At 70.5% G+C, this 25,123-nt stretch carries 33 protein-coding genes and 3 pseudogenes; 12 read left to right on the forward strand and 24 right to left on the reverse strand.

Annotated elements, in window-relative coordinates; translation table 11 throughout:
• The first annotated feature begins 233 nt into the window (after positions 1-233).
• Positions 234-545 (forward strand): hypothetical protein, encoded by a 312-nt coding sequence (locus tag H293_RS0115745; protein WP_020118821.1) that lies wholly within the window; start codon positions 234-236, stop codon positions 543-545.
• Here H293_RS0115745 and H293_RS54855 read toward each other — a convergent pair.
• The 21 genes from H293_RS54855 to H293_RS0115845 form a co-directional block, all read right to left on the reverse strand.
• Entirely contained in the window at positions 533-883 is a 351-nt protein-coding gene (locus H293_RS54855) for an HNH endonuclease (RefSeq protein ID WP_033415413.1), read from the reverse strand. The two genes, H293_RS0115745 and H293_RS54855, sit on opposite strands and share 13 nt — an antisense overlap.
• A gap of 127 nt (positions 884-1,010) precedes the next feature.
• A complete protein-coding gene (locus tag H293_RS0115750; protein ID WP_028807884.1) occupies positions 1,011-1,211 on the reverse strand; it encodes a hypothetical protein in 201 nt (66 codons plus the stop codon).
• A 181-nt stretch (positions 1,212-1,392) separates the two neighbouring features.
• Positions 1,393-3,456, reverse strand: a complete 2,064-nt coding sequence (locus H293_RS0115755) for a P-loop NTPase family protein (RefSeq protein WP_020118823.1) — start codon at positions 3,454-3,456, stop codon at positions 1,393-1,395.
• An 84-nt stretch (positions 3,457-3,540) separates the two neighbouring features.
• Complete coding sequence (locus H293_RS0115760) at positions 3,541-3,723, reverse strand: DUF6257 family protein (RefSeq protein ID WP_020118824.1); 183 nt, start codon at positions 3,721-3,723, stop codon at positions 3,541-3,543.
• A 3-nt stretch (positions 3,724-3,726) separates the two neighbouring features.
• A complete protein-coding gene (locus H293_RS0115765; protein ID WP_020118825.1) occupies positions 3,727-3,945 on the reverse strand; it encodes a hypothetical protein in 219 nt (72 codons plus the stop codon).
• A 14-nt stretch (positions 3,946-3,959) separates the two neighbouring features.
• Positions 3,960-4,145: a hypothetical protein gene (locus H293_RS0115770; protein WP_033415414.1), complete on the reverse strand. Its 186-nt coding sequence runs from the start codon at positions 4,143-4,145 to the stop codon at positions 3,960-3,962.
• 2 nt (positions 4,146-4,147) lie between these two features.
• A complete protein-coding gene (locus H293_RS0115775) occupies positions 4,148-4,465 on the reverse strand; it encodes a hypothetical protein (RefSeq protein ID WP_020118827.1) in 318 nt (105 codons plus the stop codon).
• Positions 4,462-4,650, reverse strand: coding sequence for a hypothetical protein (locus H293_RS0115780; protein ID WP_020118828.1), 189 nt, complete (start codon positions 4,648-4,650; stop codon positions 4,462-4,464). The genes H293_RS0115775 and H293_RS0115780 overlap by 4 nt, the downstream gene beginning before the upstream one ends.
• Positions 4,647-5,321 carry a MerR family transcriptional regulator gene (locus H293_RS49560; protein WP_033415415.1) on the reverse strand — a complete coding sequence of 225 codons (675 nt, stop codon included), beginning with the start codon at positions 5,319-5,321 and terminating at the stop codon, positions 4,647-4,649. The genes H293_RS0115780 and H293_RS49560 overlap by 4 nt, the downstream gene beginning before the upstream one ends.
• A complete protein-coding gene (locus H293_RS0115790; RefSeq protein ID WP_020118829.1) occupies positions 5,318-5,683 on the reverse strand; it encodes a DUF6907 domain-containing protein in 366 nt (121 codons plus the stop codon). Before H293_RS0115790 ends, H293_RS49560 begins: the two co-directional genes overlap by 4 nt.
• Positions 5,680-5,949, reverse strand: coding sequence for a hypothetical protein (locus tag H293_RS0115795; protein ID WP_020118830.1), 270 nt, complete (start codon positions 5,947-5,949; stop codon positions 5,680-5,682). The genes H293_RS0115790 and H293_RS0115795 overlap by 4 nt, the downstream gene beginning before the upstream one ends.
• 149 nt (positions 5,950-6,098) lie before the next feature.
• Positions 6,099-6,767, reverse strand: coding sequence for a hypothetical protein (locus tag H293_RS0115800; RefSeq protein ID WP_020118831.1), 669 nt, complete (start codon positions 6,765-6,767; stop codon positions 6,099-6,101).
• Positions 6,764-6,931 (reverse strand): hypothetical protein, encoded by a 168-nt coding sequence (locus H293_RS59180; RefSeq protein WP_020118832.1) that lies wholly within the window; start codon positions 6,929-6,931, stop codon positions 6,764-6,766. The genes H293_RS0115800 and H293_RS59180 overlap by 4 nt, the downstream gene beginning before the upstream one ends.
• Before the next feature lie 9 nt (positions 6,932-6,940).
• Positions 6,941-7,456 (reverse strand): single-stranded DNA-binding protein, encoded by a 516-nt coding sequence (locus H293_RS0115810; protein ID WP_020118833.1) that lies wholly within the window; start codon positions 7,454-7,456, stop codon positions 6,941-6,943.
• On the reverse strand, positions 7,456-7,647 hold the full coding sequence (locus tag H293_RS0115815; RefSeq protein WP_020118834.1) for a hypothetical protein: 192 nt from the start codon (positions 7,645-7,647) through the stop codon (positions 7,456-7,458). Before H293_RS0115815 ends, H293_RS0115810 begins: the two co-directional genes overlap by 1 nt.
• A gap of 11 nt (positions 7,648-7,658) precedes the next feature.
• Positions 7,659-10,331, reverse strand: a complete 2,673-nt coding sequence (locus tag H293_RS0115820) for a MarR family transcriptional regulator (RefSeq protein WP_020118835.1) — start codon at positions 10,329-10,331, stop codon at positions 7,659-7,661.
• A gap of 93 nt (positions 10,332-10,424) precedes the next feature.
• A complete protein-coding gene (locus tag H293_RS0115825) occupies positions 10,425-10,880 on the reverse strand; it encodes a hypothetical protein (RefSeq protein ID WP_158694422.1) in 456 nt (151 codons plus the stop codon).
• A complete protein-coding gene (locus H293_RS0115830; RefSeq protein WP_020118837.1) occupies positions 10,877-11,068 on the reverse strand; it encodes a hypothetical protein in 192 nt (63 codons plus the stop codon). Before H293_RS0115830 ends, H293_RS0115825 begins: the two co-directional genes overlap by 4 nt.
• Positions 11,065-11,337 carry a hypothetical protein gene (locus H293_RS0115835; protein WP_020118838.1) on the reverse strand — a complete coding sequence of 91 codons (273 nt, stop codon included), beginning with the start codon at positions 11,335-11,337 and terminating at the stop codon, positions 11,065-11,067. Before H293_RS0115835 ends, H293_RS0115830 begins: the two co-directional genes overlap by 4 nt.
• Complete coding sequence (locus tag H293_RS0115840; RefSeq protein ID WP_020118839.1) at positions 11,334-11,849, reverse strand: hypothetical protein; 516 nt, start codon at positions 11,847-11,849, stop codon at positions 11,334-11,336. The genes H293_RS0115835 and H293_RS0115840 overlap by 4 nt, the downstream gene beginning before the upstream one ends.
• An 83-nt stretch (positions 11,850-11,932) precedes the next feature.
• Positions 11,933-12,172 (reverse strand): helix-turn-helix domain-containing protein, encoded by a 240-nt coding sequence (locus H293_RS0115845; protein ID WP_020118840.1) that lies wholly within the window; start codon positions 12,170-12,172, stop codon positions 11,933-11,935.
• Positions 12,173-12,364: 192 nt separating this feature from the next.
• On the opposite strand from H293_RS0115845, the gene H293_RS54860 reads away from it, so the two are divergent.
• Positions 12,365-13,159, forward strand: coding sequence for a helix-turn-helix domain-containing protein (locus H293_RS54860; RefSeq protein WP_078612596.1), 795 nt, complete (start codon positions 12,365-12,367; stop codon positions 13,157-13,159).
• A 3-nt stretch (positions 13,160-13,162) separates the two neighbouring features.
• Here H293_RS54860 and H293_RS0115855 read toward each other — a convergent pair whose 3' ends face one another.
• Both H293_RS0115855 and H293_RS0115860 read right to left on the reverse strand, forming a co-directional pair.
• Positions 13,163-14,653: a recombinase family protein gene (locus H293_RS0115855; protein ID WP_020118842.1), complete on the reverse strand. Its 1,491-nt coding sequence runs from the start codon at positions 14,651-14,653 to the stop codon at positions 13,163-13,165.
• A complete protein-coding gene (locus tag H293_RS0115860) occupies positions 14,650-14,982 on the reverse strand; it encodes a hypothetical protein (RefSeq protein ID WP_020118843.1) in 333 nt (110 codons plus the stop codon). Before H293_RS0115860 ends, H293_RS0115855 begins: the two co-directional genes overlap by 4 nt.
• 42 nt (positions 14,983-15,024) lie before the next feature.
• Here H293_RS0115860 and H293_RS52715 point away from each other — a divergent pair.
• The 6 genes and pseudogenes from H293_RS52715 to H293_RS54865 form a co-directional block, all read left to right on the forward strand.
• Positions 15,025-15,618, forward strand: a pseudogene (locus H293_RS52715) (ATPase, T2SS/T4P/T4SS family); the annotation flags it as partial.
• 69 nt (positions 15,619-15,687) lie between these two features.
• Positions 15,688-16,620 (forward strand): type II secretion system F family protein, encoded by a 933-nt coding sequence (locus H293_RS0115870; protein WP_033415437.1) that lies wholly within the window; start codon positions 15,688-15,690, stop codon positions 16,618-16,620.
• Entirely contained in the window at positions 16,617-17,405 is a 789-nt protein-coding gene (locus H293_RS0115875) for a type II secretion system F family protein (protein WP_020118846.1), read from the forward strand. Before H293_RS0115870 ends, H293_RS0115875 begins: the two co-directional genes overlap by 4 nt.
• 98 nt (positions 17,406-17,503) lie before the next feature.
• Positions 17,504-17,725, forward strand: coding sequence for a DUF4244 domain-containing protein (locus tag H293_RS0115880; protein ID WP_020118847.1), 222 nt, complete (start codon positions 17,504-17,506; stop codon positions 17,723-17,725).
• Complete coding sequence (locus H293_RS0115885; protein ID WP_020118848.1) at positions 17,712-18,077, forward strand: TadE family type IV pilus minor pilin; 366 nt, start codon at positions 17,712-17,714, stop codon at positions 18,075-18,077. Before H293_RS0115880 ends, H293_RS0115885 begins: the two co-directional genes overlap by 14 nt.
• Positions 18,074-18,487, forward strand: a pseudogene (locus H293_RS54865) (Rv3654c family TadE-like protein); the annotation flags it as partial. The gene H293_RS0115885 and the pseudogene H293_RS54865, both read left to right, overlap by 4 nt.
• A 28-nt stretch (positions 18,488-18,515) precedes the next feature.
• Here the strand turns inward: H293_RS54865 and H293_RS0115890 are convergent.
• Positions 18,516-21,089, reverse strand: a complete 2,574-nt coding sequence (locus H293_RS0115890) for a DEAD/DEAH box helicase (protein ID WP_259294477.1) — start codon at positions 21,087-21,089, stop codon at positions 18,516-18,518.
• Between the two features lie 80 nt (positions 21,090-21,169).
• On the opposite strand from H293_RS0115890, the gene bldG reads away from it, so the two are divergent.
• From bldG to H293_RS60145, 4 genes and pseudogenes are all read left to right on the forward strand, one after another.
• Entirely contained in the window at positions 21,170-21,511 is a 342-nt protein-coding gene (bldG, locus tag H293_RS0115895; protein ID WP_006132569.1) for an anti-sigma factor antagonist BldG, read from the forward strand.
• A 118-nt stretch (positions 21,512-21,629) separates the two neighbouring features.
• Positions 21,630-22,067, forward strand: a complete 438-nt coding sequence (locus tag H293_RS0115900; protein WP_020118850.1) for an ATP-binding protein — start codon at positions 21,630-21,632, stop codon at positions 22,065-22,067.
• 289 nt (positions 22,068-22,356) lie between these two features.
• The gene (locus H293_RS0115905) at positions 22,357-24,765 is read left to right on the forward strand and encodes a sodium-translocating pyrophosphatase (protein ID WP_028807887.1); all 2,409 of its coding nucleotides are present in this window, start codon (positions 22,357-22,359) and stop codon (positions 24,763-24,765) included.
• A gap of 196 nt (positions 24,766-24,961) precedes the next feature.
• Positions 24,962-25,123 (forward strand): annotated as a pseudogene (locus H293_RS60145) (small secreted protein); the annotation flags it as partial.

Genomic DNA, 25,123 nt, shown 5'->3' on the forward strand with positions numbered 1-25,123 from the left:
ATTTTCGCGTCGCCGTGTGGGGGATGGGGGGCCGGGTCCGAAGACGATCATCATCTCAAGATCGACCCCGCCCCCCTTATGCGACGGCGCGAGCCGCGCTGGTCACGTGGGGTGACCCCGGTCGACTTGGGGGACTGCCGTGGCTGCTGCCGACCACCAGGGGACGGCGGCGCATGCCGGTCGGTAGCCTTGCGCTCTTGCCGCTGGGGAGCGGCCGAACTGTGGGGGTTCCTATGGGGTTCATCAAGGACGCGAAGGCCAAGTCGATTGCCGAGCAGGCAGCGCGCGCCATCTCGGAGGGACGGCAGGTGTTCGCCTGTCGTGTGAACGAGGGCGGCTGGAACGACAACTGGGGTGGGTCGCTGTCCGGTGTGGCCGAGCAGATTGAGGCGGTGGAGTCCGCGGGGTGGCGGCTCGACCAGTCGACGTTCCTGCCGGGCAAGGGGCAGAACGTGAGCGCGTTCCTCATCTTCCGCCGGGCGCAGGTGCCGGCGCCGCAGGCGTACCAGGTGCAGCCAGGTACGACGTGGGGTCAGCAGGGCTGATCTCGCTTGCGGCTGTTGCAGGGGCGGCACAGTACTTGGACGTTGTCCGGGGAATCTGTGCCGCCTTGTGCTTTCGGGGCGATGTGGTCCGCAGTGAGGTCGGTGGCGGAATGGGCCGGGACCTTCCAGCCAGGGCACCAGTCGCCATGCTCGGCCCTGTGCTGGGCTACTGCCTGGGCTGCGGTGGTGCGCCACTGCTGGGTGTAGCCACGCTGGTGTGCGCTGCCTCGCACTCTGTCCTGCTGCTGCTGCCACGCTGCTTGGCATGGGTCGCAGCGTGAGGGGTTGCGGGTGAGGGTGCCGCATACGAGGCAGGGGCGGCGCCGGCGTGTGGCCATGGCTGCCTCCCCTGAGCATGGCGAAGCCCCGGACCGGGGGGATTGGCCGGGGCTTCGTCATGCGTCTGTGGTGCCGTCTGGGGGCACAGTTGTTCACCGAGATCGTTACACGCTGTCTGACCTGCGGTCAAGCGGCGTCGCGCTGTTGCCGCTTGGCGAGCAGTGCGGCCACGTCCGTGACGGCGTACCAGGGCTGTCGGGGTGTGCCGCCTGAGCGCTGCAGCTGGCCGCGGTGGACGAGCAGACGGACACCTCCGAGGGTGATGCCGAGCTGCTGCGCGGTCTGGTGAGCGGTGAGGTGGCCGGGCCGGATCATCTGCGACTCCATGACCCCATGATGCGGCAGGGAGGGAGGCCATAGCGGGCGCCAAGGAGGCCATATGCGGGGGACAGCGCGTCCCTCGCAAACGGCCTCCCTGCCTCCCTGTGGCTACGTCATTGCAGGTCAACCGCAGGGAGGCTCTCAGGGAGGCTTTCAGGGAGAACTCCCTGATCCCTCCAGGCTCCCTCTACGCCGCGTCGCGGGCGGCGAGGGCGTCGCGGACCGTCTGGCGGTCGACGACCATGACGCCGTTGGACTTGTACGGGGCGGCGTCGTACTGCTCCAGGTATTCCTTGAGGTCGCTGTTGTTCCACTCCTTGTAGACGGCCGCGTTGAGGGCGGTGAGGCGCTGGAGGACGTCCCGGGTGAGGACGCGGGTGTCGGTGCCGAAGATGTGGGCGATGTCGGCGAGCGGGTCGACGTCCTTGACGGGCGTCAGCTGGTGGACGGTGGCGACGCCGTTGCGCAGCTGCTTGGCGCGCTCGGCGATCTCCTTGGCCGGTTCGGTGTCGATGAAGTGGGTCCGGACGGTGATGGAGGCCTCGCCGGCCGGGATGTCGATGCCGTCGGAGGCGACGACGACCGTGCCCTTGTCGAGGCCCTGACGCAGCAGGTGAGGGGCTGCGCCGCCGTCGACGGCCTTGTCTCCGAGTGCCATCTTGGCCTGGGATTCGGTGCCGACGACGAGGGAGGCGCGGGTGTGCGCGCCCTCGCGGACCAACTTGGGGAGGTTCTCGTCGGTGGGGTCCTGCGTGCCCTGCCACAGGGTGACGTTGACGGCGCGGCCCTGGTTGTGGAGGCGCCGGCAGGCCATGAAGTACCTGCTGGTGGCCTTCTTGCCGCCATAGGGCAGCTTGTTGTCGTCCTTGAGCGGGTTCATGAACGCGACCTGCGCCTCGTCGACGATGACGACGAGCGGATCGTGGACGGTGCCGGGCGGCGCCTGGAGACGGTCCTCCATCTCCTTCACGGCGGCCTCGACCATCTCGGTTACGGCGCAGGCGTGCTCGTCGGTCGGGCCCTGGATGAGCACCTTGGCCAGGGCCTCGAACATGGCCCAGTCGCCTACGCCCTTGAGGTCGCCGATCCAGAACTCGACGGTGGGGTCGAAGGCGAGCCACAGGGCGAGGGCGCGCAGGCTGGCGGTCTTGCCCTGGTTGGACAGGCCGGTGATGAGGAGCATGCGCTGGTACAGGCTGAGCGCGACGGCGTCGCCGCGCAGGGACTGGCCCCAAGGGGCGCGGCCGGTCTTGTAGTTGGCGCGGACGTCGGGGTCGGTGACCAGCGGCGACGGCCCGATGGGCTCGTCGAGGGCTCCGGAGTCGGCGATCCACAGGCGGACGGTGCGGGCGGCTGGCGGGATGGTGATGAACACCTCGTGTTCGTGCCGGTTGAGGTTCTCGGCGAGCTTGCGGCGCCGCTTCTGGATCTCCTCGGTGGAGACGCCGGTGGGCAGGGTGACGTCGACCTCGACGCCGCAGCCTGCGATGACGATGGGGGAGAGCATGGCGGCGCCCATGTCGGCCATGTCTTCGAGCGCCTTGCGCAGGGCGGCGATTCCGAGGTCGCGGAAGGCTGTGACCACGATGGACGGGGTGATGGGTCCGCCGAGGTCGCGGACTTGTGCAGGCAGGGCCCACTGGGGTGCGGTGTGGCGGTTGCGTCCGACGGCCCAGATGGCGGCGAGGGCGATCCATGGGGCGGCGGCGAGAGCGGGCCCCCAGACGATGCCTGCGATGAGCGCGACCCAGCGGACCAAGTCGACGACGGTTTCGATGGGCGTGAGGACGTCGTGGACGTCGTGGTTGGCCCAGGCGAGCAGGATGCCGAGCATCAGCAGCAGGCCGCCGGTCCCGACGGCTGCGGAGGCGGTGGCCTTGGGCAGGTTGAGGGCAAGCTGCAGCATGTCCATGCGCCGCTTGTGGCGGGCGGCCCGGAACTGGTGGCCGCGGGCTTCCCATTCCTTGACCTCTTCGAGGAGGCCGGCGGCTTCGGCGGCCCGGATCATGCGCTCGTAGCGGGAGGCGCTGCGGCCGTCCCAGGCTCGTCGGGCGACGACGCGTGTGCCGCCGGCGACGTAGGACGCGTGGCGGACGGCGAGGCGTCCTGTGGTGCGGACGCGTTCGTCGGCGAGGGCGGCTTTGGCGATGCGGAGGTAGCGGGCGCGGCGGCGTTCGGGACGGGTCGAGGACTCCTCTTTCGGGTGGGCGTCCTCGGCGTCCTCTGGCGTCTTGATGAGGGTGATTGTCATGCTGGGGCTTCCTGCTCCTTGTTGGGCTGCGGGACGCCCGGGGACGGCGGTCGACTTGGCGGTAGGACGCCGTCCCCGGGGTGGCTACTTCTTGCCGTTCTTCTTGCGGCGTTCCGCCGTCTTCTCGATGCGCCGGACCTTTTTCTGCAGGTCGCTCAGGTCAACCGTCGTACCAGCCAGGCCGCGCTTGGCCATCCGAGCGTGCAGGGCGACCAGGTGCAGCTGCTCGCCGCGGGTGAAGTCGGAAAAGCTCAGGTCATCGGCCACGGGTCAGGCCTCCGCCTTCTCATCGGTCTCGGGCAGGACGGCGGCGATGCGGGCGTGGGTGCGGGCGATGTCCGCCCACAAGGTGCCGGCCTCGGCGTACCCCTGAACCCGGGAGTGGAGGTTCGGCTCGGCGCTGGTGGCGTAGCGCTCGGCGTCCCCGGCGAGCCGTTCGGCCCGGGTTACAGCGGAGTCGGCCAGAGCGAGGTGCTTGGTTCGGTCCATCAGGTTCCTCCTGGTCAGATGGGGCGGATTTCGCTGGACTCGCACAAGACGTCGGCGATCCAGAAGGCGTCGACGCGGACCGTCCAACGGCCCTCGGTGAGCTCGCCGGGCGGGGCCTCGTCGATGACCTCGCCGGTCTTTCCAGCCGCGCGGGGGTCGTCCGCGCACGCGATGATCTGGACCTTCTGCCGCTTCGGCATGGTCACTTGCCCTTCTGAAAGTCGCGCCACATGCTGCGCAGGACGAGCAGGCAGACGGTGGCGCAGGTGCCGCCGATGGCGACGGCGACCGCGAGCAGGGCGGCGGCCATGGCGAGCGCGGTGACCGCACCCGCGCCGACGATGCCGAGCACCACGTAGCTGGCGGGGATGCGCCGCGGCGCCCGGGCGGCCGGCGGCGGTGCGGGCTGCTGCTGGGTGGCCTGCTGGGTGGCGAGGACAGCGGCGACGATCCGGACGACGTCCGTGTTCGCGGCCGCGTCTCTGACCGCGGCCTCGGCCTTGTCGAGGGCGTCACTCATGCCAGGCCTTTCTTACTGCTACCGGTGAAAATCCTGGTCAGTCGAGGACCGAGGACGACGCCGAGGACGAACGCGCCGATCACGGGCTGGGACAGCAGGGCCGCGGCGACGGCCGCGACGACCGCGAGGAGCGACGGGTACAGGAGCAGGAGGCCGAGCAGGGCGCCGAGGATGAGCAGCTTCATGTCCGGGCCTCCTGGGGGAGCTTGTCGGGGTGGAAGAGGTTGTGTCCGCGGGGCGTCTTGTCGTGGACGGTGAGCGTCCCGTTGGCGACCCAGCTGCGGACCGTGGAGGGGTCGACGCCGAACCGGTCGGCGACGTCCTTGGACGTGAGCAGGACGGGCGTGTCTGCAATTGCGGACACCGCGTCCTGGCCCGTCCCGGGCGGGAGTTGAGGCGTCTCGGGTGCGTCCTGCTCGTCGTCGCGGTCGAGGGTGTACTCGACGGGCTCCGGGACGCTGGGCGTCTGGTCGGGGACGGGCGGGACGGTGGCGGACAAGGTGGCGTCCTGTGGCGTCTGCCTGGCGAGTGCGTGTGTACGCCAGAGGGCGATCGGCACGAGCAGGGAGACGACGGCGACGAGGTTGAGGTCGACCTGGACGACGCCCGCTTCGAGGGCGTGGGCGGCGACCTGGGCGGCGCCCATGAGCATCAGCGACAGGGCGACATCGAAGGCGCGGAACCAGCGCAGGGCGGCGATCACGTAAAAGTCGATGGCCAGGGGCAGCATGACGGCGACCGGGATGACGGCGCCGAGTCTGCGCGCGAGCTCGTACTCGGCGGTTGCGGTGTAGCAGATGCCGGCGGTGAGCGAGCCTCTGCGGACCCAGGTTCCGATGGTGTTGGGGGTGCTCACGCGGTGCCTCCGGCGAGGATCTCGGCGAGCTGCCGTCCGAGCGCGCGCAGCTGCTCGGCGGCGGCCTCGAGATCGGTGGCGAGCTGCTCGACCTCGTCCGGGGTGCAGGTGCCAGTGAGGTCGGCGACCTCGACGTACAGGCCGACGGTGCGGTCGCGGGTGGCGAACGGGGCCTGGGTGAGGAATGCCTTGAACATCTCGCGGCCGCCGGGGGCGATGACGTGCTCGGGCCCGTCGTGGGAGATGTCGACCTTGTATCCGGCGCGCTGGTCGTGCTCGCCTGCGCACCAGGACGGTTCGTCGATCTGCAGGGGCTTGGTGACGAAGATGTTCACCACGGCGGTGCGGGGTTCGGTGCTCACTGGCCCTCGCCCGCCTCGGCGCCGAGGGCGCGGAGCAGGATGCGCAGGGACTCGGAGAGCGCTCCGTGGGCCTGGGCGTAGCCGAACTCGCCGAAGCTGCTGGTGTCGCTGTAGGCGGCGAGCATCTTCCGGGCGACGCTGATGGCGACGTCGAGGTCGCAGGACTCGCGGAGCTGGTCGCGGACGCGGTCGGCGGCTGCCCCGTAGAGGGGTTCGCGGATCGCGGAACTTGCGGGCGCGTCGGGGCGCGCGAAAAGATCGGCCACAGCCGTCTCCTTGGTTGAGTCAGGGAGTTCGGTCAGGCCCTCGTTCGGTGTTACCAGCACCGGCGGGGGCCGTCTTCTTTTGTGAGTACAGATTAGAGCTTGCCATACTATCTGGCGGTCCGTACAGGTCTGTTACGGAATCAGCGCGTTCAACTCGCCTGCGTCTCCGACGCGTTGATCGCGTCCTCGCTGGCGTTGTCGGCGTCCGGTTGGAGCGTCTTCAACATCAGGAAGTCCGTGGACTCGTAGGTGCAGGTGCACCACGGGCAGACGAGTCGCGTCTCGCCGGAACGGTGGCGCAGGACGGCCCCGCAGATGGCGCCGGACGCGTCCACGGCGACGCAGTTGCCGATGCGCTTACCGCGGTCAGGGGTGGCGCCGATGATGGACAGGGCGGCGCCCTCCAGTTCGCGGATCTCACTCGCGAGGTCGCCGGCAGCCGGGTAGGCGTCGGCGATCCACGAGAGCTCCATGCCCAGCCACCTGGCGGCGCGGTGCACGCGCTCCTCGACGTCGCCCGTGACGGCAGGTTCGCCCCAGCCGCGCACGCGTTGTACGTCGGAGCGCCAGCCCTCGAGGACGAGGGCTATGCCGCCGTATCGGAGGTCGAGGACGGCCTCGTCGACGGGCAGGGTGGCGGCCGCATGGCTGCGGGTGACGAACTCGGTGGTGGCGCGGCTCGCCGGGCTGAGGAACCCGGCGAGCGCGCTGTAGATCTTCGGCATGCGGTCGAGCCGTTCGGCCAGAGCGAGGGTGTCGCCCGGGCAGAGGTAGCCGTGCTCGAGGTCGCGCTCGCACAGGCCGCAGCTGGCGGTCATGCTCGGGCCGTCTCTCGTGCGGCCGCGAGCTTGGCCTCGTGGGCGCGCAGCGTCTTGCGTGTGCGGCGGTCGTCGAGGATGGCGAAAACCATCTGGAGGAGCAGCATCAGGTCCATGCCCACTGCGCCCCCGAGGGCGAGCAGGGTGATGTCGTGATTGCTCATGTCGGCCTCCTAGAAGGGCGGTTCGTCGGAGTAGCCAGCACCCTGCGCGGCGGGCTGCTGCTGGCCGCCGCCCCATCCGCCGTTCTGCTGCTGGCCGTTGGCGGGCTTGGCCGTGGCCCACGGGTCATCCGTGGGCGTACTGCCACCATTGCCGCCGCCCGCCGGGTTCTTCTCGACCTTCGCCGTGGCCCGGGCGAGGCTCGGCCCGACCTCGTCGACGTCGAGCTCGTACACGGTCCGCTTCACGCCCTCCTTGTCCTCGTAGCTGCGCTGCTTGAGGCGGCCCTGGACGATGACCCGCATGCCGCGGGCCAGGGACTCGGCGACGTTCTCGCCGAGCTTGCGCCAGGCCGAGCAGGTGAGGAACAGGCTGTCGCCGTCCTTCCACTCGTTGGCCTGCTTGTCGAAGGTGCGCGGGGTGGAGGCAACTCGGAAGCGGGCGACGGCGACGCCAGCCGGGGTGAAGCGCAGCTCGGGGTCGTCGACGAGGTTGCCGACGATCGAGATGACGGTCTCTCCAGCCATCAGCTGTTCTCCTTCTCGGGATTGGCAACCGTGTCCGTATCGACACGGTTGAGGTTGCGGAGCTTCTGGGCGTGCCGGGCGGCGAGGCCTCGCTGACGGGCCGCGGCGAGGGCCGCGCGCCGACGCTTCGCGTTCTCGGCTCGGATCCGGGCGGCCTCGATCTTGGCGGCGACGATGTCGTTGACGTTCATGGCGCACCCCTTCAGCTGGCTTCGGCCCAGTAGTCGTCGGGCTCTTCGAGCGGCACGTCCCACAGCCCGGCGTCTTCGGGCGCTGGGGACGGCGCTGCCTGGGGTGTTGCTTGGCCCGAAGTGTGGGTTGCGCGCGTACCGAAACCCTCTGACGAGCCGTTTCCAAGATCATCGGGCTCTTTATTTGGGGGGGTTGGGGTTGGGTAACCAACACTTCGTGCCAAGGGAGAGCTCACCGAATCGCTCTCTTGTTCGGTTGCGTGCTGCGCGTCGAACACCCGCACCACGAGGTCCTTCTCCGCGCCCAACTTCCAGGGGTTCGTCGACGGGAAGCCGGTCTCCTCTGTGTCCTCGTCCTGCTGGCTGCGCAGGCACGTGGTGAGGTCGAGGACTTCCATGTCCTCCAGCGCCCGGCGGGCGACGTGCCGGTTCAGGCCGGTGAGGCGGCGCACATCGGACACGGTCAGCTGCTCGGCGTCCGCGAGGCGTCTCAGGATCGTGAGCCGCGCCTGGGGCACCGTGTCGAGCGCGCACTTCCCGGCGAGCGCGAGAGCCTGGCCGCGGGGGACGCCGAGGGCGAGCAGCGACTTGGCGAGGGACACGATCTGCCCGGTGACGCGGGCGGGTTCCTCAATGACGGGGATGCCGTCGATCTCGCGCTTGCCGTAAGCGTGTCGGGGGACTGCAGCGCGGCCGAGGCACGTGAGCATGGCCGCGTCCTCAAGTTGGTCGTACATCTCGTCGTCGAGCTCGACCTCGGTTACGGCGCGACGCGCGGCCTGGACGAGGACGGTGGCGCGGCGGCGGGCTTCGGCTTGCTTCTCGGCAAGCCCTTCGATCTTCCGACGTTTGCGGACGGTCGCCTTCTTGTGGCTGTTGTCGGTCTCGGGCAGCCGGCAGTACAGCCAGCGCGGGCCGAGGGCATCGGTGTGGGATGAGAAGTTGTCGATGGCGGGGGTGACGGCAGCGAGCAGCGTCAGCCGGCCGGTCCATGTGAGCGGGCGCGGGGAGTTGCCGACCTCGCGGACTACGTGGCCGTCGTAGGCGCGACGCAGGAGGGCGAACAGGGTGTCGCGGCCGCCGCGGTCGGAGGTGGCGAGGACGGTGGAGAAGTCGCTGATGGTGACGAACGCGCGGCTGGGGATGCGGGTGAGGATGCCCGCGGGCTTGGGGTTCTTGCCTGGCATCCACGACAGGAGGGCGGGGCCGGTGATGTCGTCGACGTGTTCGTCGGCGCTGTCGTCGAGCGCTTTGACGGCTTCGCTTTTCCCGCCGGACGGCGGCCCGACGAGCATGCCCCACAGCGGTTCGCCGTCGAGGTCGGAGGACACGGCGACAGCGAGGGCGAAGATGATGTGCCCGTGGTCGGAGAGGTGGACGTAGGTCTCCATCTGCTCGAGGAAGTCGGCGAGCAGCGCGGCCGGGGATCCGGCGGGCGGCGCCTCCGGCTCGTCCTCCTCGGCGGCCGCCTCCGCCTCCGGCTGCCCGGCGGCCTCCTCGTCGCGGGCGGTGGCCTGGCGCACGTCGTCGAGCACGGCGGTGGGCAGGGAGCGCGCGGCGGCCGTCGCTCCGTCGCGGCCGTGCGCCGCGCGGATGATGTCGCGCGAGGCCTCGGACTCGTCGCCGCCGTGGTGCAAGGCGGCGAACAACTGGCCCGGGGAGAGGACGTGACCGATCGCAGCCGGGTCGATGCCGGGGAAGTTGTCGGTGCGGATAGTGACGGCGGCGCCCTCTTTGTGGACGGCGATGCCGTCCTTGGAGCAGCCGTCTGTCCAGCCAGGTCGATTCCAGCGCTGGCATCCGCCGCCGCAGTACGAGCAGTTGCCGGGCAGCTGCTCGGCGTAGGTGGCGCCGACCTGCATGAGGATCTCGCCGCAGCAAGCGTGGTCGCCGAGGATCTCCATCGGTCCGCGGCCGCCGTGGGCCGAGCTGGGCCGTGACTTTTTGGCGCGCGGCGCGGACGGCTTCGGGGGCGTCCGCTTCTTCGGCTTCGGCTTCAGGTCCGCGGCCAGATTCCGGACGTCGTCGAGGCTGTACCGGAGGCCACCGTCCTCGACGACCCGGCACGGCACGGGCGTCCGGCCAGGCTTCCGGTTGACGGTACCGGGCAGGCGCAGCACCCGCGCCAGATCCCGCACGCCGGTTCCGTAGCTGACGCCCATCGTCTTCGCGCCGCCGAGCAGGATGTTCTGCCAGTCCCCGGCGAGCTCTGCGGCCTCGTCGAAGTCGATGTCCTTGCCGATGACGAGCGGCTGGTCGAACTCCCACCAGGCGTAAAGGCCGGCACCGGAGTTCTCGACGCGGGTGGGTTCGGGGAGCTTCGCGAAGCGCGGGATGTCGCGGGCCTCGTCGGCGTTGGCGGGCAGGCCGGTCGCCTTGTGGAGGTCGTTGCCGTAGTCGATGTCGGACCACATGCCGAAGAGGGCGCGGGAGTCGCGGGCACTGCCGCGGCTTCCGGCGGGGAACCGGCTGGCGACGGTGGTGACCCGGCAGTAGATGCCTTCGGCTCCGGCACGGTCCTGGTCGAGGGCCCAGGCCACGGCTCGGTCGAGGTCGTCGGTCTGGATCCCGGTCCAGTTCCCCTTGGCGCAGATCGAGATGAGGCCTGGCGCCTCGAAGTGGGGGGCGAGCCAGGCCCGGATGATGTCCGGGTCTGCGGCCAGTGGCTCGGTGGTGGTGTCCACGAACGTGTCTCTCGATTCCCGTGGTGCGGATGGTGTTCGTGAGTGCGCATGAGGCCCCGGGCCTGGATGGGCCGGGGCTTCAGCGCAATGGGGTCAGCCGGGATTTCGGAGGTTGGTCAACATCCGCTCGTGATCGGCGGCGAAGAAGCGGAGGTGCCGCTGCACTTCGCTGGCCACATACGCCCACCGAGTACCGGCCGGGACGTGCACTTCGATCTGCTGTGCCGCGAGGAAGAACCTCGACGCGATCGCGTGACCGAGGAAGCTGGCCGCCCTCTGCAGCGCGGACTCACCCAGCCGGACGATCGCGGTGTGGCAGTCGGTGGACCGCTTCGTCTGTGCGTGCAGCTCGTCCAGCACTTCGGTGCTCGTGTCGTACTGGCCGGTGAGGTCGACGACGGCGACGAGCCGGACGTCCGGCACGGGCACCTCGACGGCTGCCGGGCGGCTTTCGCCCGGCGTGCTGACGGATGCAGGGTCGACGGGCTCGGGTGGGGAAGGGACGGGGCTGAGACCAGCAGGCCACTGGCCGGGGCGTCGCTCGGTCATGCTGCTGCCCTCCGGGACTCGGGCTGGTGGAACGCGGCCCTGATCCGGGCGCGCTGGTCGTCGGTGAGGGGCGGCGCCTGGTCGACGATGCGGGTGACGCGCTCCCAGTAGCCGGCGGGCCGGGCCGGGCGGCCGGGGGTGCCCACGAGTGCACCCTCGGCCGCCGCGGTGTTCGTTGAGGCGGTCATGCCGCGCGCTTCCCGGTCACGACCATCGGGACGGGCCAGTCGGCGACGTCCACGCCGTGCCAGCAGGCGAGCAGTCCGCGGACGACGGAGTCCCGTTCCAGCGGGTTCTGTCCCTCGGGCACCTGCACGTCGAGGGTGGCGCCCGGGATGATGCCGCCGAGGAAGTCGTCCGTCGCGGGCCGTTCCGTCAAGCGGGCCTGGCACGCGGTCAGGACGGTCGGGAGCGGTTCGGTGAGGAACGCCCAGCGGGAGAAGTCGAAGTCGTTCACGGCCGCACCTGCTCGTCGGCGGTCATGTCGACGAACGTGCGCAGCGCGTTCCGCGTCATCTCCGTGTTCTTGGACGCCCGGAAAGTGGCTTCGATCGCGTCCATGCACCGGCTGAAGGCCAGGCGGTCCGGGTCGTTGGCGATCCTCGTCCGCTCGTCCCGGCAGGGCGGGCAGATTCTGAGCGGGTTGCCGAAGATGTCGTTGTAGCCGTCGTAGTAGACGGTGGCCGGGTCGCTGTGGTCGACGTCGCCGCGGCAGTCGACGCAGCGGTCGGTGACGGCGCGGAGGTCGTCGAGGGCGACGCCGAGCTCGTCACGCCGGGCGATGCAGGTGCGTACACCGTTGACGACCTTCACCTCGGGCATGTCGATCGCCGGGTCGTCTGTGAGCTGGAGGGCGAGGCCGAGGCGCTCGCACTCGCGGGTGAGGGCGGCGAGGTACTCGGCGTTTTCGCGCTGGTCTCTCAGGGCAGGCGACGCGGTCGGCGCCTCGGACTGTACCGTTGTGTTCACGAGCGTTCTTCCGATCTCAATGCGTGGGTTCGTGGATTGCTCGACTGGCGCCGCCGGCTGGACTCCGGCGGCGCCGCCGTCTTTTAGGCGGCCGGTTCCGACTGGACTTCGGAACCGACGCCGTTTTCGTCTGCCAGGACCTCGTTGATCCGGCAGCCGAGTGCGTCGGTGATCTTCTTGAGCGTCTCGGGGCGCGGTTGCCGCTGGCCGTTCTCGATGCGGCTGAGGGCTGCCCCGCTGATCCCGGCGAGCGCGGCGAACCGGTTCATGCCGTGACCCAGCTCAATGCGTCGCCGACGGATCATGCGTCCGTTCGTCTTCACGGCGCTGACGCTACTCCTCGTGTGGCATCAATGCCAAGTGTTGACGCCAGATAACTCCAGGAACCTTCCAGCAGCTCCAAACAGATTCTGGCAACGGGCTGGCAGCCGGTATGGACACGACGCCTGATCGCTGCCAGAGTCTTAGGCTGTAGCCGTTACCAATCATTGACAGGAGGTCGTGTCGTGGCCGCCATGACACAGGACCCGGAAGCCTGGGCCAGGCTCGGGGTGAAGATCCGCGAGCGGCGCGAGGCGCTTGGCATGAGCCGGAGGCAGCTGAGCGAGGAAGCCGCCGTCTCCGAGAAGAGCATCCAAGTGGCAGAGGAAGGGCGAACGCCGCGAGCCAGGTGGCCTCAGTCCCTACGTTTCATCGAGTCTGCTCTTCGCTGGCAACCGGGCAGCATGCAAAACATTCTGGACGGCGGTGAACCCGAACCGTTCCTTGAGCAGGAATTGCTCTTCCCCTTGGATGACGGACCGGAAGAGCTTCCAGGTGTTGACGACGGGTTTCCGAGCAACCATGCCCGGTCGGCAGCTCTTGCCCGCCTGCCCAGGGTCATGCGTGCGGACCTAGAAAGTGTGTTCCAGTTCGGCCGAAGGGCTGGTAACCATGGCGCCGACTACGACCTGGTGGAGGAGTATGAGCAGGCTGTTGAGGCCCTTCTTGGGGACTTGACCAGTCGTCCAGTCAAGTTCGTCGGATACCACCAAGATCATGGCCGCCTTGCGCACTGGGAAAAAGCGCTCCGTATGGACCCAATGCTGCGCCGCCAGCGAGAAGAGCGACTGCGCGCCGAGGACCGAGAGCGCCGGTACCTGGCTGAGAAAGCGGGCGGCATCCGGCGGCCAGCATCGACCGACCGCACTCCAGTAGTAGGCGGAACTACTGATGCTGAGGTTCTGAATGAACTCAGAATGCTGGCCAAAGAAGTTGCCCGACTTTCTGAAAAAGTGGACGGGAAAGAGAGTGACTCGCCTGCCGAGTAACCTCTACGTTCCGCCTCGCTTCCAGTCGAACTGCACGGCGTCGTAGTCGAAGTACCCCCCGTCGGGCATCCGCCCCTGCCGCGGCGTCGTCAGCGTCACCGTGACCAGCGCCCGCAGCACCGACCGTTTCCGGTCAAGTTCCAGCGCCTTCCACGCCTTCCGCACGTCCGGCGCCCCCACCAGGTCGACGAGCGGATCGCGGGTCGCGGCGCGGGCCAGCTGTTGCGTGATGCCCTCCAACTGCCCGCGGGCCGCATCGGTGCCCTCGGTGAACGCGGTCAGCTCGATCTGCCCCGCGCCGAACAGGCCACCCAGGTCCTTCATCCGCTGCCGGGCCTTCTCCGCCTCGGCCTGCAGGCCGGCCACATCCACGTTGCCCGGGCCGGGCAGCAGCAGGTCGTGTGCGTCGTCCCGTGACAGCCGCTCGACGATGACGTCCTCGACGTACTGGTCGACGATCTCGGCACGTCGGCCGCCGCCGTGGCCGGTCGGGCAGCGGTAGCTCGGGTACTGGCGGCCGCCGGACATGGTGACGGTCATGCCGGTGCCGCACTCGTTCCGGCCGCAGATGTACAGGAGCGAGCCCACCCACTTCGGCTGGGCGCCCCGGTTCGTCGTGCGGGTCGGGTCCTTGAGGATCGCGCAGACGGCCCGGTACTTCGCTTCATCGACGATCGGCTCCCACTTCCCGCGGCCCACCTCCTCGCCCCGGTACACGGCGATGCCCGCGTTGCGGGGGCGGATGAGCATGTCGCGCATGTCCTGGTGGGTGATCGGGTTGCCGCGGGTGGTGGTGACGCCCTTGTCGGCGCACCACTTCGTGAGCGATCGGATCGATCCGCCGGAGAGGATCTCGTCTGTCCAGTAGCGCAGGGCCCCGGCCTCTTCGGGCACGGCCTTGAGCCAGTCGAGGACGGGCTCCTCGCGCTCCTCGCCGGTCTTGGCGTCGGCGACGGTGCGCGTCTCGCCGGTGGGCACGCCCCAGCCGAACGGGCGGATGCCGCCCATCCACTCGCCGTTGAGGGCCTTCTGGCGGCGGGCGCGGGCGACGCGTTCGCCCTTGTGCTCGGACTCCTGGCGGGCGACGGCGCCGAGGATGCGGGCAGTCATCCGCCCGGACGGGGTGGCGAGGTCGAGCTCGCCGGCCTGCACGGTGTGCGTCGAGACGCCGCGGCGCTCGCACACGTCGATGTAGCCCTCCAGCTCGACGGGGGAGCGGTGGAGGCGGTCGGTGTGCCAGGCGATGACGACGGTGGCGATGCCGTCCTCGAGGTCGCCGAGCATGCGCGCGTAGTCCTTGCGCTTGCTGCCCTTCCGGAAGGCGCTCACGTCGTTGTCGACGTAGACCTCGACGACCTGCCAGCCGTTTCGCTCGGCGAGGGCCTCGCAGTCCTCACGCTGCCGGTCGACGCCGAGGCCGGCGCCCGTCCGGTCCTGGCTGATCCTGCAATAGATCACCGCGCGCGTCTGGGCGTCCCCCGTTGGGGTGATCACGCCCACTCCTCGTCGTTGCGTCGGCACTGGCGCAGTGCGTACTCCCAGTACCAGGACGAGCCGTCGACGTACAGGCGGGTCCACTCCTCCCGCACCTGCTTCAGCGGAGCGCCCGGCATCTGTACCTCGATGCGCCGCTCGTCGTCGGTGAGCAGCTCGAACGCCCACCGGCCCTCGCCGTAGTCGCTGGTCGCGGCACGCACGAAGGAGACGACGTTCACGCTGTAGCTCGTCCGCAACTCGTCGACGAACGCGGCCGTGTTGGCTGTGGCCTGCTCTTCCGTGGCATCGGGTACGGGCCCGGAGCCGGGGTTCAGGATCGGTGTCATGCCCCGAGTCTGACGGACTAGTGGTGTCTCTGTCCCAGGTTCGGGAAGACGACGCTGCTGAGCGCGCTGCTGGGGCTCGTCGGGCCGGGTGAGCGGATCGTGCTCGCGGAGGACTCGGCGGAGCTCAGGCCGGACCATCCGCACGTGGTCCGGCTGGAGTCGAGACCCGCCAACCAGGAGGGCGCAGGGCTCGTCACGCTTGAGGACCTGGTGCGCCAGGCACTGCGGATGCGACCGGACCGGCTCGTCGTGGGCGAGGTGCGCGGACCCGAAGTGGTGCACCTGCTGGCCGCGTTGAACACGGGCCATGAGGGCGGCTGCGGGACCGTGCACGCCAACGCGGCGGCCGACGTACCGGCCCGTCTGGAGGCACTGGGTACGGCCGCCGGGCTCGACCGGGCCGCGCTGCACAGCCAGTTGGCGGCCGCGCTGTCGGTTGTCCTGCATCTCGTGCGCGACCGGACCGGGCGGCGGCGGATCGCCGAGGTGCGGGTGCTGGAGAGGGACTCCACCGGGCTGGTGCGGACGGTGCCGGCGTTGCGGTGGGGAGAAGAGGCGTTCGCGTACGAGCGGGGGTGGGAGCGGCTGCGGGGGTTGCTCGGGGATGCGATGCGGGGCCCGGGGGAGGGCGGATGACCCGGGTGGGTGGGGAGCGCGGGCACGGCGACGAGCGAGCTCGGACGGGGAGAGGACGTGGTGATCGGGATGGGGGAGATGTCGGTGGGGTCGACGGGAGTGGCCGTGGGGTGCCTCGGGATGGCCGTGTGGCTGTGGGGCGGGCGGCGTTCGGGGGCGCGGCGGGCGCAGGTGCTGCTGGCCGGCGGCGGACCGGCGGGACTGGGGCCTCCGCCGTGGCGGCGGCTGGCGGGGGAGTTGCGGCGGGTTCGAGGGCGGCTGGGGTTCGAGTGGGGGGCGGCGGTCGCCGGGCTGGCGCTCGCCGTCCTCGGGGCCTCGGTGCTGCCGGTTGTGGCGGGGGCGGCCGGGGTGCCGTTGCTGCGGCGGGTGCGGCTGGCCCGGGAGGAGCGTCGGGTGCGTGAGCGGCGGGCGGCCGCGGTGATCGCGCTGTGCGCTGTGGTCGCCGGGGAGGTGCGCGCGGGGCGGCAGCCGGGGGAGGCGCTGGTGCGGGCTGTGCGGGACTTCGAGGGACCGGGGGACGGTGGGGCCGGCGGCTCGGGCGGGTCCGGTCCTGGAGCGCCGGAGTCCGGTGGGCTCGGGGAGACACAGGCCGCTGTGCTGGCGGCGGCCCGGTTCGGTGGGGATGTTCCGGGGGCGCTCGCGGCGGCGGCTCGTCGGCCCGGGGCCGAGGGGCTGCTGGGGCTTGCCGCGTGCTGGCGGGTGGCCGTGGACCAGGGCGCGGGGCTCGCGGCCGGGCTCGACCGGCTCGAAGGGGCGTTGCGCGCCGAGCGTGACCAACGGGCCGATCTGCGAGCCCAGTTGGCGGGAGCGCGGTCCACGGCGTGGATGCTCGCCGCGCTGCCGGTCCTGGGGCTGGGCCTGGGTACCGCCCTCGGCGCCGACCCCCTGCACGTCCTTCTGCACACCGGGAGCGGGCTGGGCTGTCTGCTGGTCGGTGGCCTGCTGGAGGGCGTCGGGATGTGGTGGGCGACGCGGATCGTACGGGGAGCCGAGGCGGCATGAGTGCGGAGGTTGTCCACAGGCTGGGGGCGGTTCTGGGGACCGTTCTGGCGCTTGCCTGGCTCGCCCGCTGGGCCGCGGCTGTGCGGCGTGAGCGCAGGCTGCGGCGGCGGCTCGGAGAGTTGCTGGCCGCATCGGAGGCCAGGGTCGAGGGCCCGCGGTTCGAGGGGAGGGCGTTCGCGCGGCGGTGGCTGCCCGTGCTCGGCGTCGGGTGTGCCGGGTGGGTGCTTGTCGGGGAAGTCGCGGGTGCCGTGGTCGGACTGGTCGTCGCGGCGGGGTTGTGGCGATGGCGGCTGCGCCAGACGGCCGGCGGGGGTGCGGAGGAGACCGACGCGCGTGAGGCGGCCCGGCAACTACCGCTCGCCGCCGACCTGCTGGCCGCCTGTATCGCGGCGGGCGCCGGACCCGTGATCGCGGCCCAGGCCGTGGGCGAGGCCCTGGGCGGACCCGTGGGAGAGGCACTCGCGCGCGGGGCGGCGGAGGTACGGCTCGGCGGCGAACCGGGCGAGGCCTGGCGAAGGCTCGCCTCGACGCCGGGCGCCGGGGCGCTGGCCCGGCTGCTGGAACGCGCCGACGTGACCGGACTGCCCGCGGCCGGACCGGTCGGCGGCCTCGCGGCGGACGCCCGCGCCGACTGGGGGCGCGCCGCGACGGCACGGGCGCGGAAGGCCGCCGTGCTGGTCACCGCGCCGGTCGGGCTGTGTTTCCTGCCCGCGTTCATCGCCGTCGGCGTGCTGCCGATCGTGATCGGGCTCGCGGGAGGAGTGCTGGGAGGGGGTGGGCGATGACGGCCGACGGTCGGTGAGCCGGCGGACGAGGAGACGGACGAGCGGGCGCACGAGCAGTCAGACGGTAATCAACAGGACTGATCCTTACGGGGGTTGAGATGTACAAGGTAGTGCGGGCGCGGATGCGTGCCCTGGTGTGCAGGACGATGTGCCGGGTGCAGGCGCTGCGCGGGGACGACGGAATGGTCACCTCCGAGTACGCGATGGGGATCGTCGCGGCGGTGGCGTTCGCGGTGGTGCTCTACAAGGTCGTGACGAGCGGGGCCGTCAGCGCGGAACTCCAGGCCATCGTGAAACGGGCGCTCGATGCGAAGGCGTGAACGGACCGCGGACCAGGGGTTCGTGACGGCGGAGTCGGCCATGGTGCTGCCCGTGCTGGTGATGTTCGCGATGGCACTGGTGTGGGGGCTGCTGGTGGTGGCCGCCCAGATCCAGTGCGTGGACGCGGCCAGGACGGGCGCCCGCGCGGCGGCCCGCGAGGACCCCACCGAGGCGGTCGTCCGGGTGGCTCGGGACACGGCGCCGCGCGATGCGGAGGTGACGGTCGCCCGGGAGGGCGACCGGGTCCGTGTCGTGGTCGTGGCGAAGCCGCCGGCGCTGCACGGCCTGCCCTTCGAGGTGCGGGAGGAGGCCGTGGCCCTGGTGGAGGCGACGGTGGGGGAAGGGGGATGAAGGCGATCAGGGGCGGAGCCACGGAACGCGAAGCCGCCGCCGGGGAGTTCTCGCGATTGGGCGTTGTGCGGTTCGCGAAGGCCCGGGCCGGTGCCAGGCGGTTCGTCCGCCGCTCTGCCGGCCGGTGGGTGGGCCCGCAGGTCGCCGCCGCCCGTTCGGACCAAGGTTCGGCCACCGTCTGGAGTGTCGGTGCCATCGCGGTGCTGTGCGTGGTGTTCGGGGCCGTGCTGGCCCTCGGGCAGGCCGTGGTCGTACGGCATCGGGCGGCCGGTGGTGCGGATCTGGCGGCGCTCGCGGCGGCGGACCACTGGGCCGACGGGCCGGCGGTGGCCTGCGCTCGGGCGGAGGCGGTGGCGCGGGATCAGGGAGCGCGGATCGTGCGGTGCGTGATGGTCGGCGAGATCTCCGATGTGACGGCCGCTTCCGGACGGGGGCCGTTCACAGCGGAGACCAGGGCGCGGGCAGGGCCTGCGGGGCCGGTTCCGTCGGAGGCTCCGCTTCCGACGGCCTCCGGAATCCGGGCTCCGGAGCGGGCTCCTCTCGCGGCTCCCCGGGGTGCCCCTCCTCCGGCGCCCCCCGCAACAGCACCGTGAGGAGCCGCACCGCTCCCCTCTTGTGCAGCGGGTCGTTGCCGTTGCCGCACTTGGGGGACTGGATGCAGGACGGGCAGCCGGCGTCGCACTCGCAGGAGGCGATGGCCTGGCGGGTGGCGGTGAGCCAGGCGCGGGCGGTGTGGAAGGCGCGCTCCGCGAAGCCCGCGCCGCCCGGGTGGCCGTCGTAGACGAAGACGGTGGGGAGCAGCGTGTCGGGGTGCAGCGGGATCGACACGCCGCCGATGTCCCAGCGGTCGCAGGTCGCGAAGAGGGGCAGCAGGCCGATCGAGGCGTGTTCGGCGGCGTGCAGGGCGCCGCCGAGGATCTCCGGGTTGATCCGGGCCTCGTCGAGCTGGTCCTCGGTGACCGTCCACCACACCGCGCGGGTGCGCAGCGTACGAGGAGGGAGGTCGAGTTTCGTCTCGCCCAGGACTTCACCGGTCATGAGGCGTCTGCGGAGGAAGGAGACGACCTGGTTGGTGACCTCGACGGAGCCGTAGCACAGGCGTCCGTCGCCCCAGGGGATCTCGGTGTCCGTCTCCAGGACGGTGATGGAGGTCGTGTCGCGGGCCACCGTCGAGTAGGACGGGTTGGCCTCCGAGACCAGGGCGACGGAGTCCTCCAGGTCCAGGGAGCGGACGAGATAGGTGCGGCCCTGGTGGAGGTGGACCGCGCCCTCGTGGACGGCGGTGTGGGCGGAGCCCGCGTCGACCGTGCCGAGGAGGCGGCCCGTGCCGGACTCGACGACCTGGATGGGCCGGCCGCCCACCCCGCGGATGTCGGTGAGGTCGGCGGCCCGCTCCCGGCGGGTCCAGTGCCAGGCCTTGGTGCGGCGGCGCAGCAGCTTCGCGGACTCCAGCTGCCCCAGCAGGCTCTCGGTCTCCGGCCCGAACAGCTCCATGTCCTCGTCCGTCAACGGCAGTTCCGCCGCGGCCGCGCACAGGTGCGGGGCGAGGACGTACGGGTTGTCGGGGTCGAGGACGGTGGATTCGACCGGCTGGTCGAAGAGGGCCTCGGGGTGGTGGACGAGGAAGGTGTCCAGGGGGTCGTCGCGGGCCACCATTACGGCCAGGGCGCCTTGGCCGGCTCGCCCCGCCCGGCCTGCCTGCTGCCACAGGGACGCGCGCGTGCCGGGGTAGCCGGAGATCAGCACGGCGTCCAGCCCCGAGACGTCGATGCCGAGTTCCAGGGCCGTGGTGGCGGCCAGGCCCAGCAGTTCTCCCGAGTGGAGGGCCTGTTCCAGGGCGCGGCGCTCCTCCGGGAGATAGCCGCCGCGGTACGCCGCCACGCGGCGGGCCAGGGAGCGGTCGACCTCGGCCAGCCGTTCCTGGGCGATCACGGAGATCAGCTCGGCGCCGCGCCGGGAGCGCACGAAGGCGACCGAGCGCACACCTTGCACGGCGAGGTCGGTGAGGAGGTCGGCCGTCTCCGCCGTGGCCGTGCGGCGGACGGGGGCGCCCTTCTCGCCCTGCATCTCGGTCAGCGGGGGCTCCCAGAGGGCAAACACCAGTTCGCCGCGCGGTGAGGCGTCGTCGGCGACCTCGACCACGGGGAGGCCGGTGAGGCGGCGGGCGGCGACCGACGGCTCGGCGGCGGTCGCCGAGGCCAGCAGGAAGACGGGGGAGGCGCCGTAGCGGGCGCAGAGGCGGCGCAGGCGGCGCAGCACCTGCGCGACATGGGAACCGAAGACACCCCGGTAGGTGTGGCATTCGTCGATGACGACGTACTTGAGCGCCTTCAGGAAGGAGGACCAGCGGGAGTGGGACGGGAGTATCCCGCGGTGCAGCATGTCCGGGTTGGTCAGCACGTAGTTGGCGTACTGGCGGATCCACTCGCGTTCCTCGAACGGCGTGTCGCCGTCGTAGACCGCGGGGCGCACGGAATTGGCCAGCGGTTGTGAAAGTTCCTTCACCGAGCGGCACTGGTCCGCCGCCAGGGCTTTCGTGGGAGACAGGTAGAGCGTGGTGGCGCCGCGGCCGTTCGGGGCCTCGGAGCCGTCCAGGAGTGTGGACAGGACCGGCACGAGGTACGCCAGGGACTTGCCGGAGGCTGTGCCGGTGGCGACCACGACCGACTCGCCGTCCAGGGCGTGTTCGGCCGCCCGTGCCTGGTGGGCCCAGGGGTGCTCGATGCCGCAGGCCTGGACGGCCGCGATGACCTCCGAGCGGATCCGGTCCGGCCAGACGGCATGGCGACCCGCACGCGGGGGCAAGTGCTCCGTATGAGTGATGCGCGCAGCCCGGCTCGGCCCGGCGGCGAGTCGGTCCAGGACCGTGCTCGGTGTGGGGCGGGGACCGGTGTCCGTCGAGGGTCGATCGGATCGGAGATTCTTGGCCATCGGCACCGAGTGTGTCACTGGCGTGACGGACAATGGGACCAAGGCGTCGTGCACGCCTGCCGGTAAGTGATTGAATGCCATCGCGGCTGGCGAACCGTCCCGGGGGCTCTGCCGAGGTGTCCCGAGGGGCGACCGCTCGATAGCAAGGTGCTGGAGGATCCGTGGACCTGTCCCTGTCGACCGAGACCGTCGGCGATCGCACGATCGTCAGGGTCGGTGGCGAAATCGACGTATATACCGCGCCCAAGCTGCGCGAGCAGCTGGTCGAGCTGGTGAATGACGGCAGTTTCCACCTTGTCGTCGACATGGAGGGCGTGGACTTCCTCGACTCCACCGGGCTCGGCGTACTGGTCGGCGGACTGAAGCGGGTGCGCGCCCATGAGGGCTCGCTGCGCCTGGTCTGCAACCAGGAGCGCATTCTCAAGATCTTCCGTATCACCGGCCTCACCAAGGTGTTCCCGATCCACACCTCGGTCGAGGAAGCGGTGGCGGCGACCGACTGACCCGTTCCCGGGCCCGTGCCCGGAGCGGCAGAAGGACGTCGACAGAAGCAAGAGAGGGGGGCCGGGCTTTCGGCGGCCCGGTCCCCCGACAGCACGCCCGTAGTTCCGAGGGGGACGCATGGCCACCGTTGAACTCCGTTTCAGCGCGCTGCCCGAGCACGTCAGGACCGCCCGACTGGTGGCGGCAGCGGTGGCGCGCAGGGCCGGAGTGGACGAGGCCGTCCTCGACGAGGTCAGGCTCGCCGTCGGCGAGGCCTGCACCCGTGCCGTCGGACTGCACCAGAGCGGCGGCATCTCCGCGCCGGTCCAGGTGCTGCTGATCGAGGAGGAGAAGCAGTTCTCCATCGAGGTCGGCGACGAGGCGCCGCGTTCGACCCCGGGTGACCGGGCGTCGGGCGCACCGGGCGAGGAGCCCGACGCCGACACCGAGGAGGACGAGATGGGCCTTGCGGTCATCAGCGGCCTCGTCGACGACGTCGAGGTCACCGCAGGGGAGCATGGCGGACAGATCCGTATGACCTGGCCGACCACGCCGCCGGCCGCAGAGCTTCCCTGACTTTCTCCCCGGTTCGAACCAGATTTCTGTTCGACATGCGGAAGGGCCCCACCACACCGGTGGGGCCCTTCCGCATGTCGGCGTGGGCTTTCTGTGCCTACAGTGGTCAGGCGCGATGCGTATCGTGAATTGATTCACGATCTAGATATCGGTGATGAATGCCTTCGGGGCATTACTGCTTTCAGGTTCTGTAAAGGCCGATTCCGTTTACCGCGCCCTGTTTTGATCAGGGCGGGGTACCTACAATCCGTCCACATCTTGAGCTCAGCCCAAGCGTCAAGGAGGACGAATGGCGGGGCTTTCTACCCCTGATCAGTTGGACCAGCCCACAACAACCCTCGCGGCCGCGGTGCTCACCGACGACAACCGGGTGCTCATCGCGGTCATCGCGGTCGTCGCCCTGGCGGCACTCGTGGTGGCAGGAGTCCTGGTACGCCAGGTCCTCGCGGCCGGCGAGGGCACCGACAGCATGAAAAAGATCGCGGCGGCGGTCCAGGAAGGCGCGAACGCCTATCTGGCACGCCAGTTGCGCACGCTCGGCGTATTCGCCGTCGTCGTGTTCTTCCTGCTCATGCTGCTGCCCGCGGACGACTGGAATCAGCGCGCAGGCCGATCAGTGTTCTTCTTGATCGGCGCGGCGTTCTCGGCGACCACCGGCTATATCGGCATGTGGCTCGCGGTGCGCAGCAATGTGCGGGTGGCCGCGGCGGCCCGAGAAGCCACTCCGGCGGAAGGCGAGCCGGAAAAGGATCTCACGGCCGTCTCGCACAAAGCCATGAAGATCGCTTTCCGTACGGGCGGCGTGGTCGGCATGTTCACGGTGGGGCTCGGTCTGCTGGGCGCCTCCTGTGTGGTGCTGGTGTACGCGGCCGACGCGCCGAAGGTCCTGGAGGGCTTCGGTCTCGGCGCGGCGCTCATCGCGATGTTCATGCGTGTCGGCGGCGGCATCTTCACCAAGGCCGCCGACGTCGGCGCCGACCTGGTCGGCAAGGTCGAGCAGGGCATCCCGGAGGACGACCCGCGCAACGCCGCGACCATCGCCGACAACGTGGGCGACAACGTCGGCGACTGCGCGGGCATGGCGGCCGACCTCTTCGAGTCGTACGCCGTGACCCTCGTCGCCGCGCTGATCCTCGGCAAGGCGGCCTTCGGCGACGCCGGACTCGCCTTCCCGCTGCTCGTCCCGGCGATCGGCGTGCTCACCGCGATGGTCGGCATCTTCGCGGTGGCCCCGCGACGCTCCGACCGCAGCGGCATGTCCGCGATCAACCGCGGGTTCTTCATCTCCGCGGTGATCTCGCTCGTGCTGGTGGCGGTGGCCGCCTTCGTCTACCTGCCGGGGAAGTACGCCGACCTCGACGGCGTCACCGACACGGCGATCAGCGGCAGGGACGGCGATCCGCGGATCCTCGCCCTCGTCGCGGTGGCGATCGGCATTCTGCTGGCGGCCGTCATCCAGCAGCTGACCGGCTACTTCACCGAGACCACCCGCCGCCCGGTCAAGGACATCGGCAAGAGCTCGCTCACGGGGCCCGCCACCGTCGTCCTCGCCGGTATCTCGATCGGTCTCGAGTCCGCCGTCTACACCGCCCTGCTGATCGGTCTCGGCGTCTACGGGGCGTTCCTGCTCGGCGGCACCTCGATCATGCTGGCGCTGTTCGCGGTGGCGCTGGCCGGCACCGGCCTGCTCACCACGGTCGGTGTGATCGTCGCCATGGACACCTTCGGACCGGTCTCCGACAACGCGCAGGGCATCGCCGAGATGTCCGGCGACGTCGAGGGCGCGGGCGCGCAGGTGCTCACCAACCTGGACGCCGTCGGCAACACGACCAAGGCCATCACCAAGGGCATCGCCATCGCCACAGCGGTCCTCGCGGCGTCGGCGCTCTTCGGGTCGTACCGTGACGCGATCACGACCGGCGCGCAGGACGTCGGCGAGAAGCTCAGCGGAGCGGGCGCGCCGATGAGCCTGATGATGGACATCTCACAGCCCAACAACCTCGTCGGCCTGATCGCCGGCGCGGCGGTCGTCTTCCTCTTCTCCGGGCTGGCGATCAACGCGGTGTCGAGGTCGGCGGGCTCGGTGGTCTACGAGGTGCGGCGGCAGTTCCGCGAGCATCCCGGGATCATGGACTACAGCGAGGAGCCCGAGTACGGCAAGGTCGTCGACATCTGCACCAGGGACGCCCTGCGCGAGCTCACCACGCCCGGACTGCTCGCCGTGATGGCGCCGATCTTCATCGGGTTCACCCTCGGGGTCGGCGCCCTCGGCGCGTTCCTCGCGGGCGCGATCGGGGCGGGCACGCTCATGGCGGTCTTCCTGGCCAACTCCGGCGGTGCCTGGGACAACGCCAAGAAGCTCGTCGAGGACGGCAATCACGGTGGCAAGGGCAGCGAGGCCCATGCCGCGACCGTGATCGGCGACACCGTCGGCGACCCCTTCAAGGACACCGCGGGTCCCGCGATCAACCCGCTGCTGAAGGTGATGAACCTGGTGGCGCTGCTGATCGCACCGGCGGTGATCAAGTTCAGCTACGGCGACAACAAGAGCATCGGGGTACGGATCTTCATCGCCGTCCTCGCGTTCCTCGTGGTCGCCGGCGCGGTCTACGTCTCCAAGCGGCGGGGCATCGCCGTGGGTGACGAAGACAACGAGAAGAAGGTGGCCAAGTCGGCGGACCCCGCGGTGGTTTCGTAGGTCCTGGCACGAGGCCCAGCTCAAGGGGCGGGCGGGCGGCGCGCGTTCATGCGCCGCACGCCCGCCCTGTGCGTGCGCGCCGCTCGGTCGTGAGGCTTCTCTCGCCTGGCATATAAGCGCATGAAGACAGCTATAGCCGACATTCGGCTCGCGGGTACGGTGCGGATCCTGTGTAAGGTCCGGGGGCTGAGAGGCCATGGAAGGGACCAATCCGGTGAACACGAAGCTCGCGGCCGCACTGTCCGGCGGTGCGGTACTGGTACTGGCGCTGTCGGGATGCGGCGGTGGCGGCAAGGACAACAAGGAACTCGACGCCTGGGCCAAGAAGGTCTGCGACCTGGTGCCGGCCCAGAACCAG

Source organism: Streptomyces canus 299MFChir4.1 (assembly GCF_000383615.1).
In the GTDB taxonomy this organism is placed as follows: domain Bacteria; phylum Actinomycetota; class Actinomycetes; order Streptomycetales; family Streptomycetaceae; genus Streptomyces; species Streptomyces canus_C.